The sequence below is a fragment of the Corallococcus sp. AB032C genome, from assembly GCF_003668935.1.
Lineage (GTDB): Bacteria > Myxococcota > Myxococcia > Myxococcales > Myxococcaceae > Corallococcus > Corallococcus exiguus.
This window is the reverse complement of the sequence record NZ_RAWP01000058.1, coordinates 22,631-43,767: the sequence shown is the minus strand read 5'-3', so window position 1 is coordinate 43,767 and position 21,137 is coordinate 22,631. Positions and strand designations below refer to the sequence as shown.

Annotated in this window: 15 protein-coding genes; 10 read left to right on the top strand and 5 right to left on the bottom strand. The window is 68.9% G+C overall.

The genetic code is table 11. The features are described 5' to 3' along the window. The first annotated feature begins 121 nt into the window (after positions 1 to 121). Entirely contained in the window at positions 122 to 700 is a 579-nt protein-coding gene (locus tag D7X99_RS24320; protein WP_121779868.1) for a type 1 glutamine amidotransferase domain-containing protein, read from the top strand. 412 nt (positions 701 to 1,112) lie between these two features. Beyond that, entirely contained in the window at positions 1,113 to 2,009 is an 897-nt protein-coding gene (locus D7X99_RS43875) for a hypothetical protein (protein WP_121779867.1), read from the top strand. A gap of 74 nt (positions 2,010 to 2,083) precedes the next feature. On the opposite strand, the gene D7X99_RS24310 is transcribed toward D7X99_RS43875, so the two are convergent. Next, complete coding sequence (locus tag D7X99_RS24310) at positions 2,084 to 3,010, bottom strand: DUF1684 domain-containing protein (protein ID WP_121779866.1); 927 nt, start codon at positions 3,008 to 3,010, stop codon at positions 2,084 to 2,086. Positions 3,011 to 3,124: 114 nt separating this feature from the next. On the opposite strand from D7X99_RS24310, the gene D7X99_RS24305 reads away from it, so the two are divergent. Further along, positions 3,125 to 3,967, top strand: coding sequence for a 2-oxo acid dehydrogenase subunit E2 (locus D7X99_RS24305; protein ID WP_121779865.1), 843 nt, complete (start codon positions 3,125 to 3,127; stop codon positions 3,965 to 3,967). Between the two features lie 29 nt (positions 3,968 to 3,996). Beyond that, on the top strand, positions 3,997 to 4,227 hold the full coding sequence (locus D7X99_RS24300) for a hypothetical protein (RefSeq protein WP_120578950.1): 231 nt from the start codon (positions 3,997 to 3,999) through the stop codon (positions 4,225 to 4,227). A gap of 24 nt (positions 4,228 to 4,251) precedes the next feature. Here the strand turns inward: D7X99_RS24300 and D7X99_RS24295 are convergent, their stop codons facing one another. After that, a complete protein-coding gene (locus tag D7X99_RS24295; RefSeq protein ID WP_120578951.1) occupies positions 4,252 to 5,001 on the bottom strand; it encodes a glucose 1-dehydrogenase in 750 nt (249 codons plus the stop codon). Positions 5,002 to 5,083: 82 nt separating this feature from the next. On the opposite strand from D7X99_RS24295, the gene D7X99_RS24290 reads away from it, so the two are divergent. Next, entirely contained in the window at positions 5,084 to 5,689 is a 606-nt protein-coding gene (locus D7X99_RS24290; protein WP_171805235.1) for a TetR/AcrR family transcriptional regulator, read from the top strand. A gap of 92 nt (positions 5,690 to 5,781) precedes the next feature. After that, positions 5,782 to 6,336, top strand: coding sequence for a hypothetical protein (locus D7X99_RS24285; RefSeq protein WP_121779863.1), 555 nt, complete (start codon positions 5,782 to 5,784; stop codon positions 6,334 to 6,336). Positions 6,337 to 6,391: 55 nt separating this feature from the next. Here D7X99_RS24285 and rsgA read toward each other — a convergent pair whose 3' ends face one another. Further along, the gene (rsgA, locus tag D7X99_RS24280; RefSeq protein ID WP_121779862.1) at positions 6,392 to 7,483 is read right to left on the bottom strand and encodes a ribosome small subunit-dependent GTPase A; all 1,092 of its coding nucleotides are present in this window, start codon (positions 7,481 to 7,483) and stop codon (positions 6,392 to 6,394) included. A 355-nt stretch (positions 7,484 to 7,838) separates the two neighbouring features. On the opposite strand from rsgA, the gene D7X99_RS24275 reads away from it, so the two are divergent. Beyond that, positions 7,839 to 8,576, top strand: coding sequence for a MerR family transcriptional regulator (locus tag D7X99_RS24275; protein ID WP_121779861.1), 738 nt, complete (start codon positions 7,839 to 7,841; stop codon positions 8,574 to 8,576). 73 nt (positions 8,577 to 8,649) lie between these two features. Here the strand turns inward: D7X99_RS24275 and D7X99_RS24270 are convergent, their stop codons facing one another. Further along, positions 8,650 to 9,396 carry a hypothetical protein gene (locus tag D7X99_RS24270; protein ID WP_158620630.1) on the bottom strand — a complete coding sequence of 249 codons (747 nt, stop codon included), beginning with the start codon at positions 9,394 to 9,396 and terminating at the stop codon, positions 8,650 to 8,652. A 108-nt stretch (positions 9,397 to 9,504) separates the two neighbouring features. Then, positions 9,505 to 10,227, bottom strand: a complete 723-nt coding sequence (locus tag D7X99_RS24265) for a transglycosylase domain-containing protein (RefSeq protein ID WP_158627061.1) — start codon at positions 10,225 to 10,227, stop codon at positions 9,505 to 9,507. A gap of 160 nt (positions 10,228 to 10,387) precedes the next feature. Here D7X99_RS24265 and D7X99_RS24260 point away from each other — a divergent pair, with 160 nt between their 5' ends. From D7X99_RS24260 to D7X99_RS24250, 3 genes are all read left to right on the top strand, one after another. After that, on the top strand, positions 10,388 to 11,287 hold the full coding sequence (locus tag D7X99_RS24260; RefSeq protein ID WP_121779859.1) for a hypothetical protein: 900 nt from the start codon (positions 10,388 to 10,390) through the stop codon (positions 11,285 to 11,287). A gap of 222 nt (positions 11,288 to 11,509) precedes the next feature. Further along, positions 11,510 to 18,940: a HAMP domain-containing protein gene (locus D7X99_RS24255; protein WP_121779858.1), complete on the top strand. Its 7,431-nt coding sequence runs from the start codon at positions 11,510 to 11,512 to the stop codon at positions 18,938 to 18,940. A 119-nt stretch (positions 18,941 to 19,059) separates the two neighbouring features. Further along, a complete protein-coding gene (locus D7X99_RS24250) occupies positions 19,060 to 21,033 on the top strand; it encodes an ATP-binding protein (protein WP_121779857.1) in 1,974 nt (657 codons plus the stop codon). The last annotated feature ends 104 nt before the right edge of the window (positions 21,034 to 21,137 follow it).

The window sequence follows — 21,137 nt, the reverse complement described above, 5'->3', positions numbered from 1 at the left end:
GGGGGCAGGCGAGCGCACTCAGGACTGGAAGACGGTGCCGGGTGGCGTTGTCGCGGCCCCTGTCGTGGGCACCTTGCTCGGGCGGTTTCAACGACACCCATGCCCAGCGGGAGGCAGTTCCATGGCGCGCATCGCATTCATCGTGGCGAACGACTTCGAGGACTCCGAGTTCCAGGTCCCCTTCGACAAGCTCAAGCAAGCGGGCCACGAGCCCGTCGTCATCGGCGTGGAGGCCGGCAAGACGCTCAAGGGGAAGAAGGGCGCGGAGATCCGCACGGAGAAGGCGGTGAAGGAGGTGAAGGCCGCGGACTTCGCCGCGCTGGTGATTCCCGGCGGCTACTCGCCGGACCACCTTCGCATGGACATCGGCATGGTCGGCTTCGTGCGCGACTTCTTCAAGGCGGACAAGACCATCGCCGCCGTGTGCCACGCGCCGTGGATGCTGGTGGAGGCGGACATCGCGGACGAGCGCACCGTCACCTCGTTCCCCTCCATCAAGACGGACCTCATCAACGCCGGCGCGCGCTGGGTGGACCGCCAGGTGGTGGAGGACGGCAACCTCATCACGTCCCGCAAGCCGGATGACCTGGAGGCCTTCTGCGCCGCCGTGCTGCGTCAGCTGAAGGACGGCATCGCCCCACGTCTGGAGTCGCCCCTGGCCCCGCAAGCCACCGCGGACCGCGCACCCCCAGTGCACTGAGCGGCCAACAGGGCGAAACATGGTCCAACAGGACCCAGCCCCCCAGGGTGCTTCACGCGCTCTGGGGGGTTCTACGTGCCGCGCGGAGGATCGGATTTTCCCCCCGGGGAGAGGCCTGCCTGCCCCTGTTTCAGAGGGAAAATGTTGAGGGGACAACCCCGCATCCCCTCGACGCATTGCGCTGTCGGACGCATGCGCCGGGTTTTTGCTGCGCTGGCATTGTTCCGTTGTCTTTGGTTCTTCGATACAAGACACTCAGACGTTTGTACGGGGTTCCACCAACCCCAGGGGAGTCATCAAATCCCTGAATTTTACAGCTGGGTTGCCATTATGCAGCGTAGTTGCTTATTGTTTCGCCAGCCCCGCCCCCTTGACGGACCGCGCCAACACTGACGGTCACTGTGACTCCCGAATGAATCCGGCTCCCCGAAACGTGGTGTCCCAGCCCCGTCAGGTCGTCCGGGCGGTGTTGAACGAAGCGCTGGAGAGCAAGCTGGGCGGCGAGGTGGTGGTGAAGTCCACCACGGTCTCCGGGCGCATCTTCGTGGTGGAGCGCAAGGTGGCGTGGACGGTGCTTACGGGCCCGGGCGCGCGCAGCTTCTCCACGGCGCTCATCGACGCGAAGCTGGTGAGCCGCGAGGACGTCGAGCAGGTGATGGCGGAGTGCCGCAAGGGTGGCGGCAACTTCTGCGAGACGCTGGTGGCGTGGGGCCTGGTGCCGCGCGACACGCTGCGCGACGTGCTGTGCCGCCACCTGGCGGTGCAGTTGGAGACGCTCTGCGGGCTGACGGAGGCGCAGGCCCTCTTCGTGCCGCAGCCGCGCTCCTACTCCAGCCAGCTGACGTTCGACCTGGCGGAGCTCACGGCCGACACAACGCAGACGCAGCCTGCCGTTCCGCAGTCGCAGTCCCCAGCCGGTCCCCCCGTCCTACTGGAAGGTGAAGTCATGGCGAACGTGAAGCAGGCGCTGGAAGAGGCGATGAAGATTGAAGGGGCGTTCGCGGTCTGTCTCGCGGATGCCAACAGCGGGATGACATTGGGAAGTGTCGGATCCGCGGGGTTCAACGTCGAGGCGGCGGCGGCGGGCAACACGGAGGTGATGCGCGCCAAGCTGAAGACGATGAAGGCCCTGGGCATCAAGGACCGCATCGAGGACATGCTCATCACCCTGGGCGAGCAGTACCACATCATCCGTCCGCTCGCGGCCCGCGAAGGCCTGTTCCTCTACATCGCGCTGCACCGCGCGAACGCGAACCTGGCGATGGCGCGCTTCCGCATGGCGGAAGTGGAGAAGACCATCCAGCTCTGAGGTTTCAGCTTGATGACGCCCCCACGCCGCCCGTTTCCCTCCTGGAGGGAAGCGGGCGGAGGCGTTTCGAGGGGTCAGTGCTCTCCCGCGCGCTTCTCGCCGGCTTCCACGCGCAGGGACAGGCGGTTGCCGCGCGGAGGCAGCGGGCAGGTGGCGAAGCGCGAGAAGGCGCACGGCGGATTGTAGGCGCGGTTGAAGTCCAGCACGACGCGCCCGTCCTTGTCCGGCAGCGGCGCTTCGAGGAAGCGGCCGGCGCCGTAGGTCGTGTCGTGGTTCGTCTCGTCGCCGAAGACGATGAACAGCTCGTCCGAGCCCTCCTCCCCCACGGGCGTCAGGCGGTACTCCTTGCCCGCCACCTTGAAGACGAGCGTGCCGGCGGACTTCATCTCCTCCGCGTACCCCAGCACCGTGGGCACGCTGAGCATGCGCGGCATGTCGTCCGGCACCAGCCGCGCCTCCACCTTCCAGTCCGCGCTGGCCGGATACAGCGGGATGCCGTGGAACTGCTTGCGCGTCGCCGCCTCCGAATCCTTCATCCGCACGCCCAGCCTGTCCTTCCGGCGGATGATCTGGAAGTTCACGGTGCCCAGCCGCACCACGTCCGGCGCCTCCTTCTCGTCTGTCTTCAGCGCGCCGCCGGTGAAGGGTTTGCCCTCCAGCGTGAAGGCCACACCCGGCACGGGCTGGAAGCTCACGGTGTCACCCTTGCGCACGAAGGTCCCCGCCCTGGCCGGCGCCGACGAGGGCAGTGGCACCGCGCTGTCGGGAGCGGAGCCGGCCGTCTGCTCGCCCTCCTTCAACCAGGTGAGCCCCACCAGCGTCAGCCAGCCGTCCGGCGATGTCAGGCGTTGCAGCCGCTCGGTCTGCCACGCCTGGGTGGCGGCGGCGACGTCCTCCGCGGGGGCCTTCTTCTCCGCCTGCGCGGCGGGTTTCGGGAGGGGCTTCGTCGCGGGCGGCGAGGCCTGTAATGCCAGGGACAGGACCAGGGCGAGGGTGCTCATGCGGATGGGCCTCGAAGGGAGGGGAAGGGCAGGGGCGTTGGGGCCAATGTCTAACAGGTGCCCGTCCCGGTTGCGCGCGGTCCTCCCGCCGTGCAAAGGCTTGAGAAACCTTCCATGAACCTGGACCTCCATCCCGCGTCTCCGGCCAGTGCCCTGCGCAAGCTCGCGTTGGGGACGTGGCGCGCGCCCCGCGACCCCACGGCCTACGCGGCGCTGGAGGTCCGCATGGAGCCGGCGCTCGCGTTCATGGCCACGCACCGCACGCTCACGGGCCGCCGCCTGACGGTGACGCACCTGGTGGCGAAGGCCGCGGCGGACGCGCTGCGCCGCTACCCGGAGGCCAACGTCGTGCTCCGGGGCCAGCGCCCGTGGCTGCGCGAGGACGTGGGCGTCTGCGTGCTGGTGGTGCAGCCAGCGAGCGGCTCGGCGCGCGTGGACCTGACCACCGCCACCGTGCACCGCGCGGACCAGAAGTCGCTGGAGGCGCTGGCGGACGCCATGGAGTCGCGGGTGTCGCGGGTCCGCGCGCGCGAGGACGTGGAGATCGAACGGGGCAAGCGGCGCTCGTCGCTGTTGCCCGGCTGGCTGATGGGCCCCGCGCTGCGGCTGTTGTCCTTCGTCTGGTACGGCCTGAACGTGAACCTGCGCCGCGTGGGCATGCCGTTCGACCCGTTCGGTTCCGTGGCGGTGACGAACCTGGGCTCACTGGGGCTGGAGCGGGGCTTCGTCGCGATGGTGCCCTACACCCGCGTGCCGCTGTTGCTGGCGCCCGGGCTCGTGCGGGATGTGCCCGTGGTGCAGGACGGGGTGCTGGTGCCCGGCAAGGCCATGACGCTCACCTGCACCTGGGACTCGCGTCTCATCGACGTGGACCTGGCCGCGCGGGTGCTTCGGCACATCGGCGGAGCGCTGGAGGATCCCCGGGGGTGGGATGCACCGGGGACCGAAGCGCGGTAGAACAGGGGCGTCATCCGGAGGTCGGCACCATGTCCGTGGATCCCTTTCGTCGCGTCGGTTCGTCCCGTCCCGTGGGGCGGGTGCTGAGTGGCCAGGACCGCTTCGAGAAGGAAGCCCTGGAGGGTCCTCCCGAGGGCCACCTCGCCATGGACCGCCGCCAGCGCATGGCCGGCGGCCCGCTGCCGGTGAACGGCGAGAGCCCCTTCGCCGCGAAGATGCGCAAGCTGGCCGCGTCGAACCCGGACGGCAAGGAAGACTGACGCGGTCCTTCCTCGCCGGGCCGCTCAGACCTGCCCGGCGCCGCCGTCCACGAAGAGCTCCGCGCCGTTGACGAAGCTGCTGTCGTCCGACGCGAGGAACAGCGCCGCCTTCGCCACCTCGTCCGGCTGCCCCATGCGTCCCAGCGGGATGAGGCTGGTGAGGTACTCCTTGATCTGCTTCGCCCCCGCCGCGTCGGCCGCCAGCCCGTTGAGTCCCGGCGTGTCGATGGGCCCCGGGCTGAGCGTGTTCACCCGGATGCGCCGCCCCTTCAGGTCCGTCGCCCAGGTGCGCGCGAACGAGCGGATGGCCGCCTTCGTCGCCGCGTAGACGCTGAACGCCGCCGAGCCGTCCGAGCCCGCGGTGGAGCCCGTCAGGATGACGGAGCCGCCGTCCTTCAACAGGGGCAGCGCCTTCTGCACCGAGAACAGCGTGCCCTTCACGTTGACGTTGAACGTCTGGTCGAAGTGCGCCTCCGTGATGGTGCCCAGCGCCGCGAACTCGCCGCCGCCCGCGTTGGCGAACACCACGTCCAGGTGCCCCGCCTCCTCCTTCACCCGCGCGTAGAGCCGGTCCAGGTCCGCCATCACGGACACGTCCCCGCGCACGCCCACCGCGCCGTGGCCAATCTCCTGCACCGCCCGGTCCACCTCCGCCTGCCGGCGGCCGGTGAGGAACACCTTCGCCCCCTCCTGCGCGAAGCGCTTCGCGGACGCGAAGCCGATGCCCGTGGTTCCACCCGTGACGACCGCCACCTTCCCGTCGAGCCTGCCCATCGTCCCACTCCTTGGTTATGGACTTCGTGGTCCATATCTAAGAATGGTGGACCGAACGGTCAATAACTTTTATTTTCCGGGCATGGCTCGGCCTCGGACATTCGATGAAGCGCAGGTGCTGCGGGCGGTGCGCGACCAGTTCTGGAACAAGGGCTACGCGGCGACGTCCATGGACGACCTGATGCAGGCCACGGGGCTGGGGAAGGGCAGCCTCTACGGAGCCTTTGGCGACAAGCATCAGCTCTTCCTGAAGGTGTTCGACACGTACTGCGTGAGCTCCGTGGAGTCGGTGAAGAAGACGCTGGAGGGGCCGGACGCAGGAGCGCTGGAGCGGCTGCGCCAGTACATGCTGGGCGTGGCCACCGCGTCCGCGGCGCCCGCGAACCGGCGAGGGTGTCTGCTGGCGCGAGGCACGTCGGAGTTGGCGGCGCAGGACGCGCACGTGGCGGACCGGGCACTGGAGACCTTCCGGGGGCTGGAGGCCGCGTTCGTTCGCTGCCTGGAGCAGGCCCGGGCGCATGGTGACCTCGCGGCCCACGCGGACCCCCAGAGGTTGGGTGCCATGCTGCTCGCGGTCTTCCGGGGGCTGGAGGCCGTGGGCAAGGCGGGCATGGACGAGGCCAGCCTGCGCGGCATGGTGGAGACGGCATTCGAACACCTGCCCGCGCGGGTGAAGCGCCGCCGCTAGAGCCGCCCCTCTTCCGGTGACCCCCGCGTTCAGGCTAGGCACAGAGGCCTGAACGCGGGTGCGAGCGGTCACTCACCGGGATTGGGGCATTGATGCGGAAGGCACATGCGGTGGCGGCGTCGATGGTGGCGCTGATGCTGGGGCAGACGGGCTGCTATCGGACGAGCATCGTCACGAACCTGCGGCCGGAGCCCAAGGTCCACCAGGACCGGCAGTGGTTCACGGCGGTGGGCCTGTTGCCCGTGTCGAGTCCCCCTGGCAGCGAGTGCAAGAACGGCATCGCGTGGGCGCAGAGCCGCGCGACCCCCAGCGACTTCCTCATCCAGGCGGGCCTGGCGGTGGCGGGCGCGTTCATCGGGTCGGCGGTGTGCGCTGGCGGCAACCGCACTGACGAGGAACAGGCCAACTGCGCCGCGATCGGCCTGCTGGTGCCCACGCTCCTGGTGGGCTCGCGCACCGTGGCCTACGCCTGCGCTTCGGAGTCCCAGAACGTCAATCCGCGGCAGGACCTGGGCCAGGAGACGCCGGCCCGTGTCCCGGACTCCGTGAACGCGCCGGAGGAGGGTGAGGTCCCGGTGCTGGAGACCCCGACTCCGCCGCCGCTGCCGCCGCCCGGCTCCGTGCCGGACTCGAGCCCCGGGCTCTGAAATACCTCCGGACGCGGCGCGCGAAGGTGTCCGCGCCGCGCCCGAAGGGGTCTGTCTATTCGCCGCGCCGCTTGGAGCGCGTCCGGGCCCAGCCCGCGTTGGACTGGTTGCGCTGCACCCGCTTGTGCTCGCGCTGCGCGGTGGCGTCCGTCTGGCGGTGCTGGAAGGCCTGCTCGCGCAGGAGCTTCGCGAAGTTCGCGCGCCGCTCCTCGGGGATCGTGCCGTTCTCCACCGCCGCCCTCACCGCGCAGCCTGGTTCAGCCTGGTGGCCGCAGTCGCTGAAGCGGCAGCCGGTGGCCAGTGCGAGGAGGTCCGCGAAGGCGTTGGCCAGGCCCTCCTCGTCGTCCCCCCACAGGCCCAGCTCGCGCATGCCGGGCCCGTCGATGATGAGGCCGCCGTGATCCAGCACGAACAGCTCGCGGTGCGTGGTGGTGTGCCGGCCCTTGTCGTCCTCTGGCCGCACGGGCTGCGTGACGAGGCGCGCGGCGTCCAGCAGCCGGTTGGCGAGCGTGGACTTGCCCACGCCGGACGAGCCCAACAGCACGCCCGTCCTGCTGGGAGGAAGCCGTGCGCGCACATCCTCCACGCCCATGCCCGTTCGCGCGCTCACCGCGAGCACGTCCACGCCGGGGGCCAGGGCCTCCACCTCCAGGACGCGCTCGGCCGCGTTGTCCGCGAGGTCCGCCTTGCTGAGGAGCACGACGGGCGTGGCGCCGCTGTTCCAGGCCACCGTGAGGGAGCGTTCGACGCGGCGGGGGTTGAAGTTGCCGTCCAACCCCACGACGAGGAACACCACGTCCACGTTGGCGGCGATGAGCTGGCCGTCGTGTTCGCTGCCCGCCTCGCGCCGCTTCAGGAGGCTGCGGCGGGGCAGCACGGAGTGCATCAGCGCCTCGCCGTCACCAGACGCGGGCGGTTGCAGGAGGACCCAGTCGCCCACGGTGGGCAGGGCCTCCACGCCCTGGGCCTGATGGAGGAGGCGTCCGGACGCGCGCGCGAGGAAGGCCGCGCCGGCGGTCTGCACGGTGAGCAGTCCCCGCTGCTGGCGCACGACGCGCCCGGGGACGAGGGAGGAGTTCGACTGCGAGACGGTGTTGGACAGCGCGAGGTCGAGGTCGGGACCCCAGCCGAGGGTTTCAAGTGACACTTGGGGAACTCCGGGCAGAGCGATGCCTGGGGCGCGGGGAGAGGACTCCGGGGCTCCGGGCGTGAAGGACGCGGGGCTCGCGCTGCGACGGAAGGCAGTGATGCGACCGGCTCAGCGGATGAGCGCCCGCGTGGCGGACAGGGCCACGACGACGACAAGGGGCGGAGTCATCAGGACAGGTCTCCTCAAGGTGCGTGGAACCACCGGCGGTCATCGCCGTTCCGTGCGGGGACCCTAACAATTCCTGTCGGCCGCTGGCCACCCCCGTGCGTTTTCCCTCTTGAACCTCACGCGACGTGAGGTTGTACCCATGGCATCCAGTCACGCGAAGACCGTGGCTGGAAAGGGGTGAGGCATGCAGCACACGGAGCTGAAGGTCGGGGAGCTGGCCCGGCGCACGGGGCTGTCCATCCGCGCGCTGCACCACTACGACGAGATTGGGTTGCTCAAGCCCTCGGCGCACACGGCGTCGGGGCACCGGCTCTACACGGCGGAGGACATCGCCCGCCTGAGTCACATCCTGTCGCTCAAGCAGCTCGGGTTCTCGCTGGAGGAGATTGCCGAGACGCTGGGCCGGGCGGACTTCTCCGCCCTGCGCGTGGTGGAGCTGCGGCTCCTGCGGGCCCGGGAGCAATTGGCGGAACAGCGCCAGCTCTGCGACCGCCTGGATTCCCTCGCACGGCAGCTGCGCGCGGCGGAGCCCGTCTCCGCCGACGACTTCCTACAGACCATCGAGGCCATGACCATGTTCGAGAAGTACTACACCCCGGAGCAGTTGAAGGAGCTGGAGGCCCGTCGCCAGGCGATGGGTGACGACGCCATCAAGCAGGTGGAGGCCGAGTGGCCCCGCCTCATCGCGAGCATGCGCGAACAGATGGAGCAGGGCGCCGACCCCGCGTCCGAGCCGGTGCGAGCCCTGGCCACGCGCTGGCGCGAGCTCGTCCGCGCCTTCACGGGCGGCAACCCCGGCATGGCGCAGTCGCTCCAGACGATGCACCAGCAGGAGCCGCGGATGGCCCAGCGTCAGGGCCGCGACCCGAAGCTCATGGAGTACGTGGGCCGGGCCATGGCCTGTCTGGACGCGCCGAAGTAAAGCCAGACACGGCGACGGCCGCCAGCGAAGGGCTGGCGGCCGTGGCTGTCATGCAAATGCAGCTCGCTGAAGGCTACTGGCCGCCAATGGTGCCATTGGAGCCACCGGTGCCGGTGCCGCCCACGCCGCCCATGGTGCCGCCGGAGCCGCTGGTGCCGGTGCCTCCGACGCCGCCCGTGCCAGTCGTGCCGCTGGTGCCGCCCGTACCGGTGCCGCCCGGGTTGATGACGGTCGAGCCGTTGGACTCGTTGCCGGGCTCGGTGGCGCCGGTGGTGCCGGTGCCCGTGCCACCAATGGTGCCGGTGCTGCCGGAGCCACCAATGGTGCCGTTGCTACCGGAGCTGCCGACGCCGGTGGTGCTGGTGCCCGCGCCGCCGTAGGTGCCGGTGCTCGTCGAGGGCGGCGTGTACGTGCCCGTGGACGGAGCGGTGCTCCCGGTGCCGTAGGTGTCCGTGCTGGAGCCGGTGGTGCCGGTGCCCGTGCCGATGCCACTGGTCCCGGTGCCGCCGGTGCCGGAAGTGCTACCGCCCGTGGTGCCGGTGCCGGTGGTGCCCGGAGTCGGGTTCACGCCGGTGCCAGAGCCACCCGTGCCAGTGGCGGTGTTGCCCGTCTGCACGCCCGTGGAGTTGGTGGTGCCGGGAGTGACCGTGCCCGAGGAGCCAGCGGTGCCCGTCTGCCCGCTGTTGATCATCTCCGGCGAAGCGCCCGACGAGCCGGGGGTCGTCCCGGGGCTCGAACCGTCGCCTACCTGCTGGGCGAGCGCGCTGGTGGAGAGCAAGAAGCTGAAAGCCAGTGCCGCGGTGCCAATGGAGCGTCGCATGTCAGGAACCCTTTCCCCTCGCTTGAGGCGTAAAGGTGTGTGCTTCACCGGACAGGGCAACCCGTCGGGACCAGCCGGCACAAGGCAGGCCGCCAGCTCGCAGGTCATTCATGGGACGAAGCACGCGGGACAGGGCTTGCACGCACGCGCGCCCTGCGCGCTCAGGACCACGGGCTGTGCACGTGCTTCCGCCTCTTCTTCCAATGTCAGCAAGCCGGCCACGCGCATGCGGTGCAGCAGTCCGTCCCTTCGCGGCTGAAGACGGTCGATGAAACATTCGGGGTGCTTCCGCCACCGTGGATCATCATTCATCGTCACGAGCAGTGCCGCCTCCGCCAGCGTGAGGTCCGCAGTCTCCTTTCCCAGGAAGTGCCGGGCCGCTTCGGGCAGGTCGCGGAGTCCATGTCCCAGCGGCATCCGCCGCGCATCGAAGGCCAGCAGCTCCTCCGCGTTCCAGTGGCGTGTCAACCAGATGCCCAGCGCCATCCGCTCGGCACCTCGAAGGTGGCGTGACCCGTCCAGGCTCCAATGCCGGGCGGCCGTGTCCGCGAGCTTCCATCCCGAAGGCATGTGCACCCGAGGAGGCCTGGACACGAGGGTGCGCGTCACGGTCCACGCGACGGTCCAGGGCCACATGGGCTTCACCGTCATCGAGCCCGAGGGCTCGTACAGGCTCCAGTACACCCGAGCGAGGTTCGCCGGCAGCCGGTCGGTGGCGTCCGGCGGAGTGGGAAGCGAGGGGAGCTCCCTCAGGGTCACGCGGTACCAGCCTTCCAGCGCGGCCAGGAGCCCCACGAACATGAGGCCTGGCACGCACAGTCCGAGGCCCACGAGCCGCATCCGCCGACGAAAACGCCATGAGAAAGGCATGCCCTCCACGGATTGCAGGGCGTGGGCCACGTCCGGGGTGTCCAGCAGGCGGGCATTCGTGTCGCGGTGAGCAGTCTCCGCCCCGTTTCTGTGCTGTCCTCCGGTCCTGGGAGGAGCGTGCGTGAGCGGACGGGAAGGGCATCTGGCGGCGGGCCGCAAGAGCGCGCGCCTCGCGCGGAGCGTGGGCGCCCGGGCATGGCCGCTCACGCTCGTCATCGCCGCGGGCCTGGGCCTGCTGCTGTACGTCTCCACCACCAGCCTTCCGTACCTCATCGCCTCACCCGCCGGAGACGCCCACCTGGGCGCGCTCAATGACTGTCTGGCGCGGCAGCTCGAAGGGGTCACGCGGCTGGGCTGGGCCGTGGCGCCGGATGCGTCGCGCGCGGCGGTGTTCGGGCCCCGCGTCGTCGCGGTCTGCGGCGACGATGGCTCGCACTCGCGCTTGGAGATCCCCGGCACCACCGCGCTCGCCTTCGACGGCGCACGCCGTCTGTGGGCCGCCGCCGGAGGCCACCTGCTGCGGGAGCGGGGAGGCGCGCTGCTGCCGGTGGGCGACATCACTCCACCGGAATGGCTGATCGGCCATGCGGGCGGAGTCCTCGCGCTGGATGCCACCGGGCAGCTCGTCTCCGTGGCGCCGGACGGCAAGGTGCTGGGCCAGGCGCAGGTGCCGGGTCCGGGAGGCCGTTTATCCATCAGTCCTGGCGGCGTGCTCGCGGCGGTGGAGTGGGGCGGCGGCGTCATCGTCTACGACGCCCGCACGCTGGAGTTGGTGCGGGCGGAAGCCCCATGCACCGTGGAGTTCCTGTGGTGGCTCGACACCGCGGATCAGGTCCTGCTGGCCTGTGGCGCCCCCGCTTCCCCGGATGCACCAGGGCCGGGCTCACTCCGCTTCGACGTTCGCACCGGCGCACGCGAGGCCGTGCCCGCGCGCACGCGCGCGCCTGCCCGAAGGCTCTCGGGGCGGGCGCTGTATGTGCAGGGATGCGATGGCTTCCCTTGCACCGCCTCGCCTCCCTGAAACTGTTATGGGGAGGTTTCTCCTCGGGCCCGCGACTGCGACCCGGGGCTTTCGGGGTTGGTGGGGCTCAGGCCCAGGCACGGCGTTCATTGCCTGACACCTGTGGCCATTCCACCCCGGCTTTACATTCGACAAACCCGCGAACTCATTGGACGTTCCTGGGATCGCGGGCCGGTTTCGCAGGACCGGTCGCAACGCTTCCGCCGATCAGGGGTTTCATTCGTGGACGACACCAAGGCTTCCAGCTCCTCCGCTCCCCGCAAGCGCGCCAACGGCCGAAAGACAGCCGCCACCGCCGCAAGCCAGGACGCTGGCCCTCCAGGCGCCCGCTCGCAGGGCAACGTCGCGGCCAACCGGCTGAGCAATGTGGAGGCGACGCGTGCCGAGCCCGCGACCGCCCGCCGCGCTCCCTCGCGAAGCCGCAATGGCAACAACCGCCCGGCCGCTGATGACGGCCTGCGCCCCGGCGGCCCTCCTCCGCTCCAGCAGCTGCTGGCGGCGCTCCGGGCCGTGCAGGGCGGCGACTTCTCCGTGCGGCTGCCGTCGGGCGCGCAGGACGTGGTCATGGATGAGATTGCCCGCGCGTTCAACGCGGTGGTGACGCTCAACTCCACGCTCACCCACGAGATCGTCCGCGTGGAGCGCGTGGTCGGCCGCGAAGGCCGCATGGGCGAGCGCGTGAACCTGGGCGACGTGCGCGGCGACTGGGCCACCAGCGTCCAGTCCATCAACGCCCTCATCGGCGACCTGGTGCAGCCCACCACGGAAGTCGCCCGCGTGCTGGTGGCGGTGGCCGAAGGCGACCTCACCCAGAAGATGGCGCTGGAGATCGACGGCCAGCCCGTGAAGGGCGAGTTCCTCCGCATCGGCACCACCGTGAACGCGATGGTGGATCAGCTCAACAGCTTCGCCGCCGAAGTGACGCGCGTCGCGAAGGAGGTCGGCACCGAAGGCAAGCTGGGCGGCCAGGCCGACGTGAAGGGCGTGTCCGGCGTGTGGAAGGACCTCACGGACAACGTGAACGTCCTCGCCGGCAACCTCACCGCGCAGGTGCGAAACATCGCGGAAGTGACGACGGCGGTGGCCCGCGGCGACCTGTCCCGGAAGATCACCGTGGACGTGAAGGGCGAAGTCCTGGAGCTGAAGAGCACCATCAACACGATGGTGGACCAGCTCAACAGCTTCGCCTCCGAAGTGACGCGCGTCGCGCGCGAAGTGGGTACGGAAGGAAAGCTGGGCGGTCAGGCCGCGGTGTCCGGCGTGTCCGGCACGTGGAAGGACCTCACGGACAACGTGAACTTCATGGCGTCCAACCTCACGACGCAGGTGCGCGGCATCGTGAAGGTGGTGACGGCGGTCGCCAACGGTGACCTCACCCAGAAGCTGATGGTGCCGTCGCAGGGTGAAATCGCCGCGCTGGGTGCCACGCTGAACAACATGACGGACACGCTCAACGTGTTCGCGCAGCAGGTGACCAGCGTCGCGCGCACGGTGGGCGTGGAGGGCAAGCTGGGCGCCCAGGCCCAGGTGCCCGGCGCCGCGGGGACGTGGAAGGACCTCACGGACAACGTGAACCTGATGGCGTCCAACCTCACCAGCCAGGTGCGCAACATCGCGGAGGTCTCCACCGCCGTCGCCAATGGAGACCTGTCGCGGAAGATCACGGTGGACGTGAAGGGCGAGGTGCTGGAGCTCAAGAGCACCATCAACACGATGGTGGACCAGCTCCGCGCGTTCGCCGCGGAAGTGACCCGCGTCGCGAAGGAAGTGGGTACGGACGGCAAGCTGGGCGGTCAGGCCGCGGTGCCCGGAGTCGGCGGCACGTGGAAGGACCTCACGGACAACGTGAACAGCATGGCCTCCAACCTCACCACCCAGGTGCGCAACATCGCCCTGGTGACGACGGCGGTGGCCACCGGTGACCTGTCCAAGAAGATCACCGTCGACGCGCGCGGCGAAATCCTGGAGCTGAAGAACACCATCAACACGATGGTGGACCAGCTCAACAGCTTCGCCTCGGAAGTGACCCGCGTGGCCCGCGAGGTGGGTACGCACGGCAAGCTGGGCGGTCAGGCGGAAGTGAAGGGCGTGTCCGGTACGTGGAAGGACCTCACGGACAACGTGAACTTCATGGCGTCCAACCTCACCACCCAGGTGCGAGGCATCGCCAAGGTGGTGACCGCGGTCGCGAACGGCGACCTCACCCAGCGCCTGAAGATGGAGGCCAAGGGCGAGGTGGCGGAGCTCGCGGACACCATCAACGCGATGACCCAGACGCTCTCCATCTTCGCGCAGCAGGTGACGGACGTCGCGCGCACGGTGGGCGTGGAAGGCAAGCTGGGCGCCCAGGCCGTGGTGCCGGGCGTGGCGGGCACGTGGAAGGACCTCACCAACAACGTGAACCTGTTGGCGAACAACCTCACGGATCAAGTCCGTAACATCGCGGAGGTGACGACGGCGGTCGCGAAGGGCGACCTGTCCCGCAAAATCACCGTCGACGCGAAGGGTGAGGTGCTGGAACTCAAGAGCACCATCAACACGATGGTGGACCAGCTCCGCGCGTTCGCCTCGGAAGTGACGCGCGTCGCGAAGGAAGTGGGCACGGACGGCAAGCTGGGGGGGCAGGCCGACGTGAAGGGCGTGTCCGGCGTGTGGAAGGACCTCACGGACAACGTGAACAGCATGGCCTTCAACCTCACCACCCAGGTGCGCGGCATCGTCAAGGTGGTGACGGCGGTGGCGGACGGCGACCTGTCCCAGAAGCTGGTGATGGAGGCCAAGGGTGAAATCGCCGCGCTCGCGGACACCATCAACGCGATGACGCAGACGCTGTCCGTCTTCGCGCAGCAAGTGACGGACGTCGCGCGCACGGTGGGCGTGGAAGGCAAGCTGGGCGCCCAGGCGGAGGTGCCGGGTGTCGCGGGTACGTGGAAGGACCTCACGAACAACGTGAACCTGCTGGCCAACAACCTCACGGCCCAGGTGCGAAACATCGCGGAGGTGACCACGGCGGTCGCGAACGGCGACCTGTCCAAGAAGATCACCGTGGACGCGAAGGGCGAGGTGCTGGAGCTCAAGAGCACCATCAACACGATGGTGGACCAGCTCCGCGCGTTCGCCGCGGAAGTGACGCGCGTCGCGAAGGAAGTCGGTACGGAAGGCAAGCTGGGCGGTCAGGCCGACGTGAAGGGCGTGTCCGGCGTGTGGAAGGACCTCACGGACAACGTGAACGTCCTCGCCGGCAACCTCACGGACCAGGTGCGCAACATCGCCAAGGTGACCACGGCGGTGGCCAACGGCGACCTGTCCCAGAAGATCACCGTGAGCGTGAAAGGCGAGGTGCTGGAGCTGAAGAACACCATCAACACGATGGTGGACCAGCTCCGCGCGTTCGCTTCGGAAGTCACGCGCGTCGGTAAGGAAGTGGGTACGGAGGGCAAGCTGGGCGGCCAGGCCGCGGTGCCCGGCGTCGCGGGCGTGTGGAAGGACCTCACGGACAACGTGAACGTCCTCGCCGCGAACCTCACGGACCAGGTGCGCAACATCGCCAAGGTGACCACGGCGGTGGCCTACGGCGACCTGTCGCAGAAGATCTCCGTGGAGGCGAGGGGCGAAATCCTGGAGCTCAAGAGCACCATCAACACGATGGTGGACCAGCTCCGCGCCTTCGCTTCCGAAGTGACCCGCGTCGCGAAGGAAGTGGGTACGGACGGCAAGCTGGGCGGTCAGGCCGCGGTGCCCGGCGTCGCCGGCACGTGGAAGGACCTCACGGACAACGTGAACAGCATGGCGTCCAACCTCACCAGCCAGGTGCGAAACATCGCGCTGGTGACCACGGCCGTCGCGAACGGTGACCTGTCCAAGAAGATCACCGTGGACGCGAAGGGCGAAATCCTGGAGCTGAAGAACACCATCAACACGATGGTGGATCAGCTGAACAGCTTCGCTTCCGAAGTGACCCGCGTGGCGCGTGAAGTGGGCGCGGAAGGCAAGCTGGGCGGTCAGGCGGAAGTGAAGGGCGTGTCCGGCACGTGGAAGGACCTCACGGACAACGTGAACTTCATGGCCCGCAACCTCACGACGCAGGTGCGCGGCATCGTGAAGGTGGTGACCGCCGTCGCCAACGGCGACCTCAAGCAGAAGCTGGTGGTGGACGCGAAGGGCGAAGTGGCCGCCCTGGCGGAGACCATCAACAACATGACCGACACGCTGGGCATCTTCGCGGAGCAGGTGTCCTCCGTGGCCCGCGAGGTGGGCGTGGAAGGGAAGCTGGGCGGCCAGGCCCGCGTGCCCGGTGTGGCCGGCACGTGGAAGGACCTCACGGACAACGTGAACTTCATGGCGTCCAACCTCACCACCCAGGTGCGCGGCATCGTGCGCGTGGTGACGGCGGTGGCCAACGGCGACCTGACCCAGAAGCTCATCGTGGACGCGAAGGGCGAGGTGGCGGCGCTCGCGGACACCATCAACAACATGACCGACACGCTGGGCACCTTCGCGGAGCAGGTCTCCACGGTGGCCCGCGAGGTGGGTATCGAAGGAAAGCTGGGCGGCCAGGCCCGCGTGCCCGGCGCTCGCGGCACGTGGCGGCAGCTGACGGACAACGTGAACCAGCTGGCCGGTACGCTCACCAGCCAGCTGCGCGCCATCTCCGACGTGGCCACCGCCGTGACCAAGGGCGACCTGACCCGCAGCATCACGGTCGTCGCCGAAGGCGAGGTCGCGGCGCTGAAGGACAACATCAACCAGATGATCGTCAACCTGCGTGAAACCACGCAGAAGAACCAGGAGCAGGACTGGCTCAAGACGAACCTGGCGAAGTTCAGCGGCATGATGCAGGGCCAGAAGTCCCTGGACGCCGTCAGCCGCCTCATCATGAGCGAGCTGACCCCGCTGGTGTCCGCGCACCACGGCGCCTTCTTCCTCTCCGACCCCGAGGGCGGCATCCCGTCCCTCAAGCTCACCAGCACCTACGCGTACCGGGAGCGCAAGCACCTGGCGAACCGCTTCCGCCTGGGCGAGGGACTCGTGGGGCAGTGCGCGCTGGAGAAGAAGACCATCCTGCTGACGCGCGTGCCGTCGGACTACATCACCATCTCCTCCGGGCTGGGTGAGTCCGCGCCGCTCAACATCATCGTCCTGCCCGTCCTCTTCGAGGGCGAGGTGAAGGCCGTCATCGAGCTGGCCTCGTTCCACCCGTTCAGCGCCATCCACCAAATCTTCCTGGATCAGCTGACGGAGAGCATCGGCGTGGTGCTCAACATGATCATGGCGAACATGCGCACGGAGACCCTGCTCTCCGAGTCGCAGCGCCTGACCCAGGAACTCCAGAGCCAGTCGCGTGAGCTCACCCAGCAGCAGGATGAGTTGAAGCGCACCAACATCGAGCTGGAGGACAAGGCGAAGGAGCTGGCGGACCAGAACACCCGCGTGGAGGAGAAGAACCGCGAGGTGGAGCTGGCGCGCGTCAGCCTGGAGGAGAAGGCGGAGCAGCTCACCATCATCTCCAAGTACAAGAGCGAGTTCCTGGCCAACATGAGCCACGAGCTGCGCACGCCGCTCAACTCGCTGCTCATCCTCGCGAAGCTCCTGTCGGACAACAAGGACGGGAACCTCTCCAACAAGCAGGTGGAGTACGCGAACACCATCTACGCGTCCGGCGGGGACCTGCTCAGCCTCATCAATGAGATCCTCGACCTGTCCAAGGTGGAGGCGGGCAAGATGCAGGTGGAGCCCCGGGACATCGTCCTCACGGAGCTCAACCAGTTCATCGACCGCAGCTTCCGCCCGGTGGCGGACCAGAAGGGCCTCACCTTCCAGGTGGAGGTGCTCACGGGCACGCCGCGCCATGTGCGCACGGACCCGCAGCGGCTGCAGCAGGTGCTCAAGAACCTGCTCTCCAACGCCTTCAAGTTCACCGACGATGGCGGCGTGAAGCTCACCGTGCGCCTGGCGGACAAGGGCATCCGCTTCGACCACGAGGCGCTGCGCCGCTCGCGCCACGTGCTGGCCTTCGCCGTGAAGGACACCGGCATCGGCATCGCCAAGGACAAGCAGCGCATCATCTTCGAGGCGTTCCAGCAGGCGGACGGCTCCACCGCGCGCAAGTACGGCGGCACCGGCCTGGGCCTGTCCATCAGCCGCGAAATCGCCAAGCTGCTGGGTGGCGAAATCCGCCTGGAGAGTGAGCCGGGCAAGGGCAGCACCTTCACCCTCTACCTGCCGCCGGAGTACCAGGGCGCGGACGAGGAGGGCGGGCAGGGCAACGACGAGGCCAGTCGCGCGCTGGGAGCCCTGCCGGAGACGCACGCCACCCCGTCCACGCCCGGCATCGTCACGTCGACGCCGCCGCTCGCGCCGCCGTCTCCGGTGGCCGAGCCGCAGGCCCACGTGCTGGACGCCGCGCTGCCCCCGCAGGTGGAGGGCTCGCACACGCCCGTCGTGGTGGAGGACGACCGCGAGCTCATCCGCGAGGGCGACCGCACCTTGCTCATCATCGAGGACGACCTGAAGTTCGCCCGCATCATGGTGCAGATGGCGCGCGAGAAGGGCTTCAAGGCCCTGGTCGCCACGCGCGGTGACAGCGGCCTGTCCATGGCGCACGAGTACCAGCCGGACGCCATCACCCTGGACATCCAGTTGCCCGTGGTGGACGGCTGGAGCGTGCTGGACCGCCTCAAGCGCAACCCGCGCACGCGCCACATCCCCGTCCACATCATCAGCGTGATGGACAAGCACCTGGGCAACACCCAGGGCGCGTTCGGCTACCTCACCAAGCCCGTGAGCAAGGAGGGGCTGGAGCGCGTCTTCGGACAGCTGTCGCGCTTCCTGGAGCGGCGCGAGCGCCGCCTGCTCGTCATCGAAGACGACGACGTGCAGCGCAACAGCCTCACCCAGCTGCTCAGCGACGGAGGTGACGTCGTCGTCACCGCGGTGGCGTCCGGCCAGGAGGCCCTCCAGAAGCTGGAGGAGAACGAGTACGACTGCCTCGTCATCGACCTCCTGTTGCCCGATATGGACGGCATCAAGCTGGTGGAGGAGGTGAAGACGCAGCAGCGCTTCCGCGACCTGCCCATCGTCGTCTACACCGGCCGTGAATTGACGCCCAAGGACGAGGCCCGTCTGCGGCGTTACACCGGCAGCGTCATCCTGAAGAGTGGCGCGAAGAGCCCCGACCAGCTGCTCAGCGACACCGCGCTCTTCCTGCACCGCCTGGACGAGAACCTCCCGGCGCGCGCGCGCGCGGCCCTGGCGCAGCGCAACGACCAGGACGCACCGCTGGCCGGCAAGAAGGTGCTCCTGGTGGATGACGACATGCGAAACATCTTCGCGCTCACCAGCGTGCTGGAAAATCACAGCATGCAGGTGGTCTTCGCGGAGAACGGGCGGGCCGCCATCGAGATGCTCGGCCAGCACCCCGACGTGGATGTCGTGCTGATGGACGTGATGATGCCGGAGATGGATGGCTATGAAACCATGCGTGCCATCCGCAAGGACCCCAAGTACGCCAGCCTCCCCATCATCGCCGTCACCGCGAAGGCGCTGAAGGACGACCGGGAGAAGTGCATGGCGGCCGGCGCGAGTGACTACCTGCCCAAGCCGGTGGATACCGATAAGCTGTTGGAACTGGTCCGGCTGTGGGTGAGTGCTTGATACTCAACGAGGACGATCCATCCTTGAGCCCCCTTGGCACTTCCGTCTGGAAGGGGGCAGCCCTAGCCTTGTTCGCCGTGTATCGGGTCCCCTGACCCACGCGCTCCCCCGCCGCGCACATGAACTCCACAGAGCACACTCCGGAACGTCCCCAGGAAGCCGCCGCCACCCCGCGCGCGGCCATCCTGATGGTGGACGACCATCCGGCCAACCTGCTGGCGCTGGAAGCCATCCTCGAGCCGTTGGGCCAGGACCTGGTGAAGGCGACCAGCGGCGAGGAGGCGCTCAAGCAGCTGTTGCAGCGCGACTTCGCGGTCATCCTGATGGACGTGCAGATGCCGGGGCTGGACGGGTTCCAGACCGCGGCGCTCATCAAGCAGCGCGAGCGCACGCGCACCATCCCCATCATCTTCCTCACCGCGCTCAGCCGTGACGCGGCGCATGTCTTCAAGGGCTACGCGCACGGCGCGGTGGACTACCTGCTCAAGCCCTTCGACCCGGAAATCCTCCGCTCGAAGGTCAGCGTCTTCGTGGACCTGTTCCTCAAGGAGCAGCAGCTCCAGCGCCAGGCGGCCCTCCTGCGCCAGCGCGACCGCGAGGCCCTGGAGCGCCAGAGCGCGCTGCGCTACCGGCGACTCACGGAGTCCCTGCCGGAGCCCATGTGGGCGGCTCGCGCGGATGGGGCGCTGACATACGCCAATCGCGCCTGGCGGGACTACACCGGCCACCACGAGGGCTATGAGCTGTCGCTCTCCTCGTTCCTCCTGGATGTGCACCCGGCGGACCGCGAGCGGATGCGCGGCGTGTGGAGCGACGGAGTGGTGCAGGTGCAGAGCAGCACGCAGGAGTTCCGGCTGCGTCGCAAGGACGGCGTCTACCGCTGGCACCTGGCGCGCGCGGTGCCGGAGAACGACGAGCACGGGCAGCTGGTGGGCTGGCTGGCCATCGCCACGGACATCGACGACAAGCGGCGCGCGGAGGAGGCGCTGGGGCGCTTCAAGACGACGCTGGACGCCACGCTGGACTGCGTCCTGATGTTCACCCCGGACTCGCTCACGCTCGCGTACGCGAACGCGGGCGCGGCCAAGCAGCTGTCCTCCTCCGTGGAGGAGCTGGTGGGCCTGTCGGTGCTGGAGGTGGAGAGCGCCTTCGACGAGACGGGCTTCCGCAAGCTGCTGGCGCCGCTGATGTCCGGCACGCTGCCGTCGCAGACGTATTCCACCAACCACCGCCGCCGCGACGGCTCGGAGGTACCGGTGGAGGTGGTGCTCCAGTACGTGGCGGAAGGGGAGGGCTCCGGCCGCTTCATCTCCGTGGCGCGCGACATCACCGAGCGCCAGCGCGCGGAGACGGCGCTGCGGCTGGCGAGCGAGGCGAAGGACGCGTTCCTCGCCGCCGCGAGCCACGAATTGCGCACGCCGCTGGCCGCGGCGAAGGGCCACGCGCATCTGGCGCTGCTCAAGCTGGGCGGGCAGACGGAGGCCGGCCCCGGCAAGTCGCTGCAGATCATCAACCGGCAGATCGACCGCATGGCGAAGCTGGTGGAGGACCTGCTGGACATCAGCCGGCTGCAGGCGGGGCGGCTGTCATTGGAGCTGGAGCCGTTTGATTTGTCGCAGCTGGTGCTGGAGACGCGGGACCGCATGGCGGTGCTGTCCCAGACGCACGAGCTGATGGTGGAACTCCCCGAGCGCCTGGAGGGCACGTGGGACCGGGGGCGGTTGGACCAGGTGCTGACGAACCTCTTGTCCAACGCCATCCGCTACTCGCCGGAAGGCGGCCAGGTGCTGGTGCGCGTGGTGGCGGAGGGCGACAGCGGCGTGCACCTGTCCGTGAAGGACCAGGGCGTGGGCATCCCCAGCGAGAAGCAGCGCCTCATCTTCGAACGCTTCGGCCGCGCGCACGGCAGCAAGTACGGCGGGCTGGGGCTGGGGCTCACCATCAGCCAGGGCATCGTGGAGCAGCACGGCGGCCGCATCTGGGCGGAGTCCACGGGCACGGTGGGCCAGGGCTCCACCTTCAACGTCTGGCTGCCCCGGCGCACGGAGGCCCAGGCGGCGACGCCGACGGAGTCCTCGCGCACGCCGAGCTGAACCTTCCGCGTCGGGTGGGGACGCGGCTTGCGTCCCGTGGGGACGCGGCGCGTAGGGTCGGTGTCTCTGGGAGGACCGTTGGTATGGCGCGTGCTCAGGGACGG

Excerpts from the sequence above, each read along its gene's own strand:
- D7X99_RS24320 (WP_121779868.1), top strand. The coding sequence starts at position 122 with ATGGCGCGCATCGCATTCATCGTGGCGAACGACTTCGAGGACTCCGAG.
- D7X99_RS43875 (WP_121779867.1), top strand. The coding sequence starts at position 1,113 with ATGAATCCGGCTCCCCGAAACGTGGTGTCCCAGCCCCGTCAGGTCGTC.
- D7X99_RS24310 (WP_121779866.1), bottom strand. The coding sequence starts at position 3,010 with ATGAGCACCCTCGCCCTGGTCCTGTCCCTGGCATTACAGGCCTCGCCG.
- D7X99_RS24305 (WP_121779865.1), top strand. The coding sequence starts at position 3,125 with ATGAACCTGGACCTCCATCCCGCGTCTCCGGCCAGTGCCCTGCGCAAG.
- D7X99_RS24300 (WP_120578950.1), top strand. The coding sequence starts at position 3,997 with ATGTCCGTGGATCCCTTTCGTCGCGTCGGTTCGTCCCGTCCCGTGGGG.
- D7X99_RS24295 (WP_120578951.1), bottom strand. The coding sequence starts at position 5,001 with ATGGGCAGGCTCGACGGGAAGGTGGCGGTCGTCACGGGTGGAACCACG.
- D7X99_RS24290 (WP_171805235.1), top strand. The coding sequence starts at position 5,084 with ATGGCTCGGCCTCGGACATTCGATGAAGCGCAGGTGCTGCGGGCGGTG.
- D7X99_RS24285 (WP_121779863.1), top strand. The coding sequence starts at position 5,782 with ATGCGGAAGGCACATGCGGTGGCGGCGTCGATGGTGGCGCTGATGCTG.
- D7X99_RS24275 (WP_121779861.1), top strand. The coding sequence starts at position 7,839 with ATGCAGCACACGGAGCTGAAGGTCGGGGAGCTGGCCCGGCGCACGGGG.
- D7X99_RS24270 (WP_158620630.1), bottom strand. The coding sequence starts at position 9,396 with ATGCGACGCTCCATTGGCACCGCGGCACTGGCTTTCAGCTTCTTGCTC.
- D7X99_RS24250 (WP_121779857.1), top strand. The coding sequence starts at position 19,060 with ATGAACTCCACAGAGCACACTCCGGAACGTCCCCAGGAAGCCGCCGCC.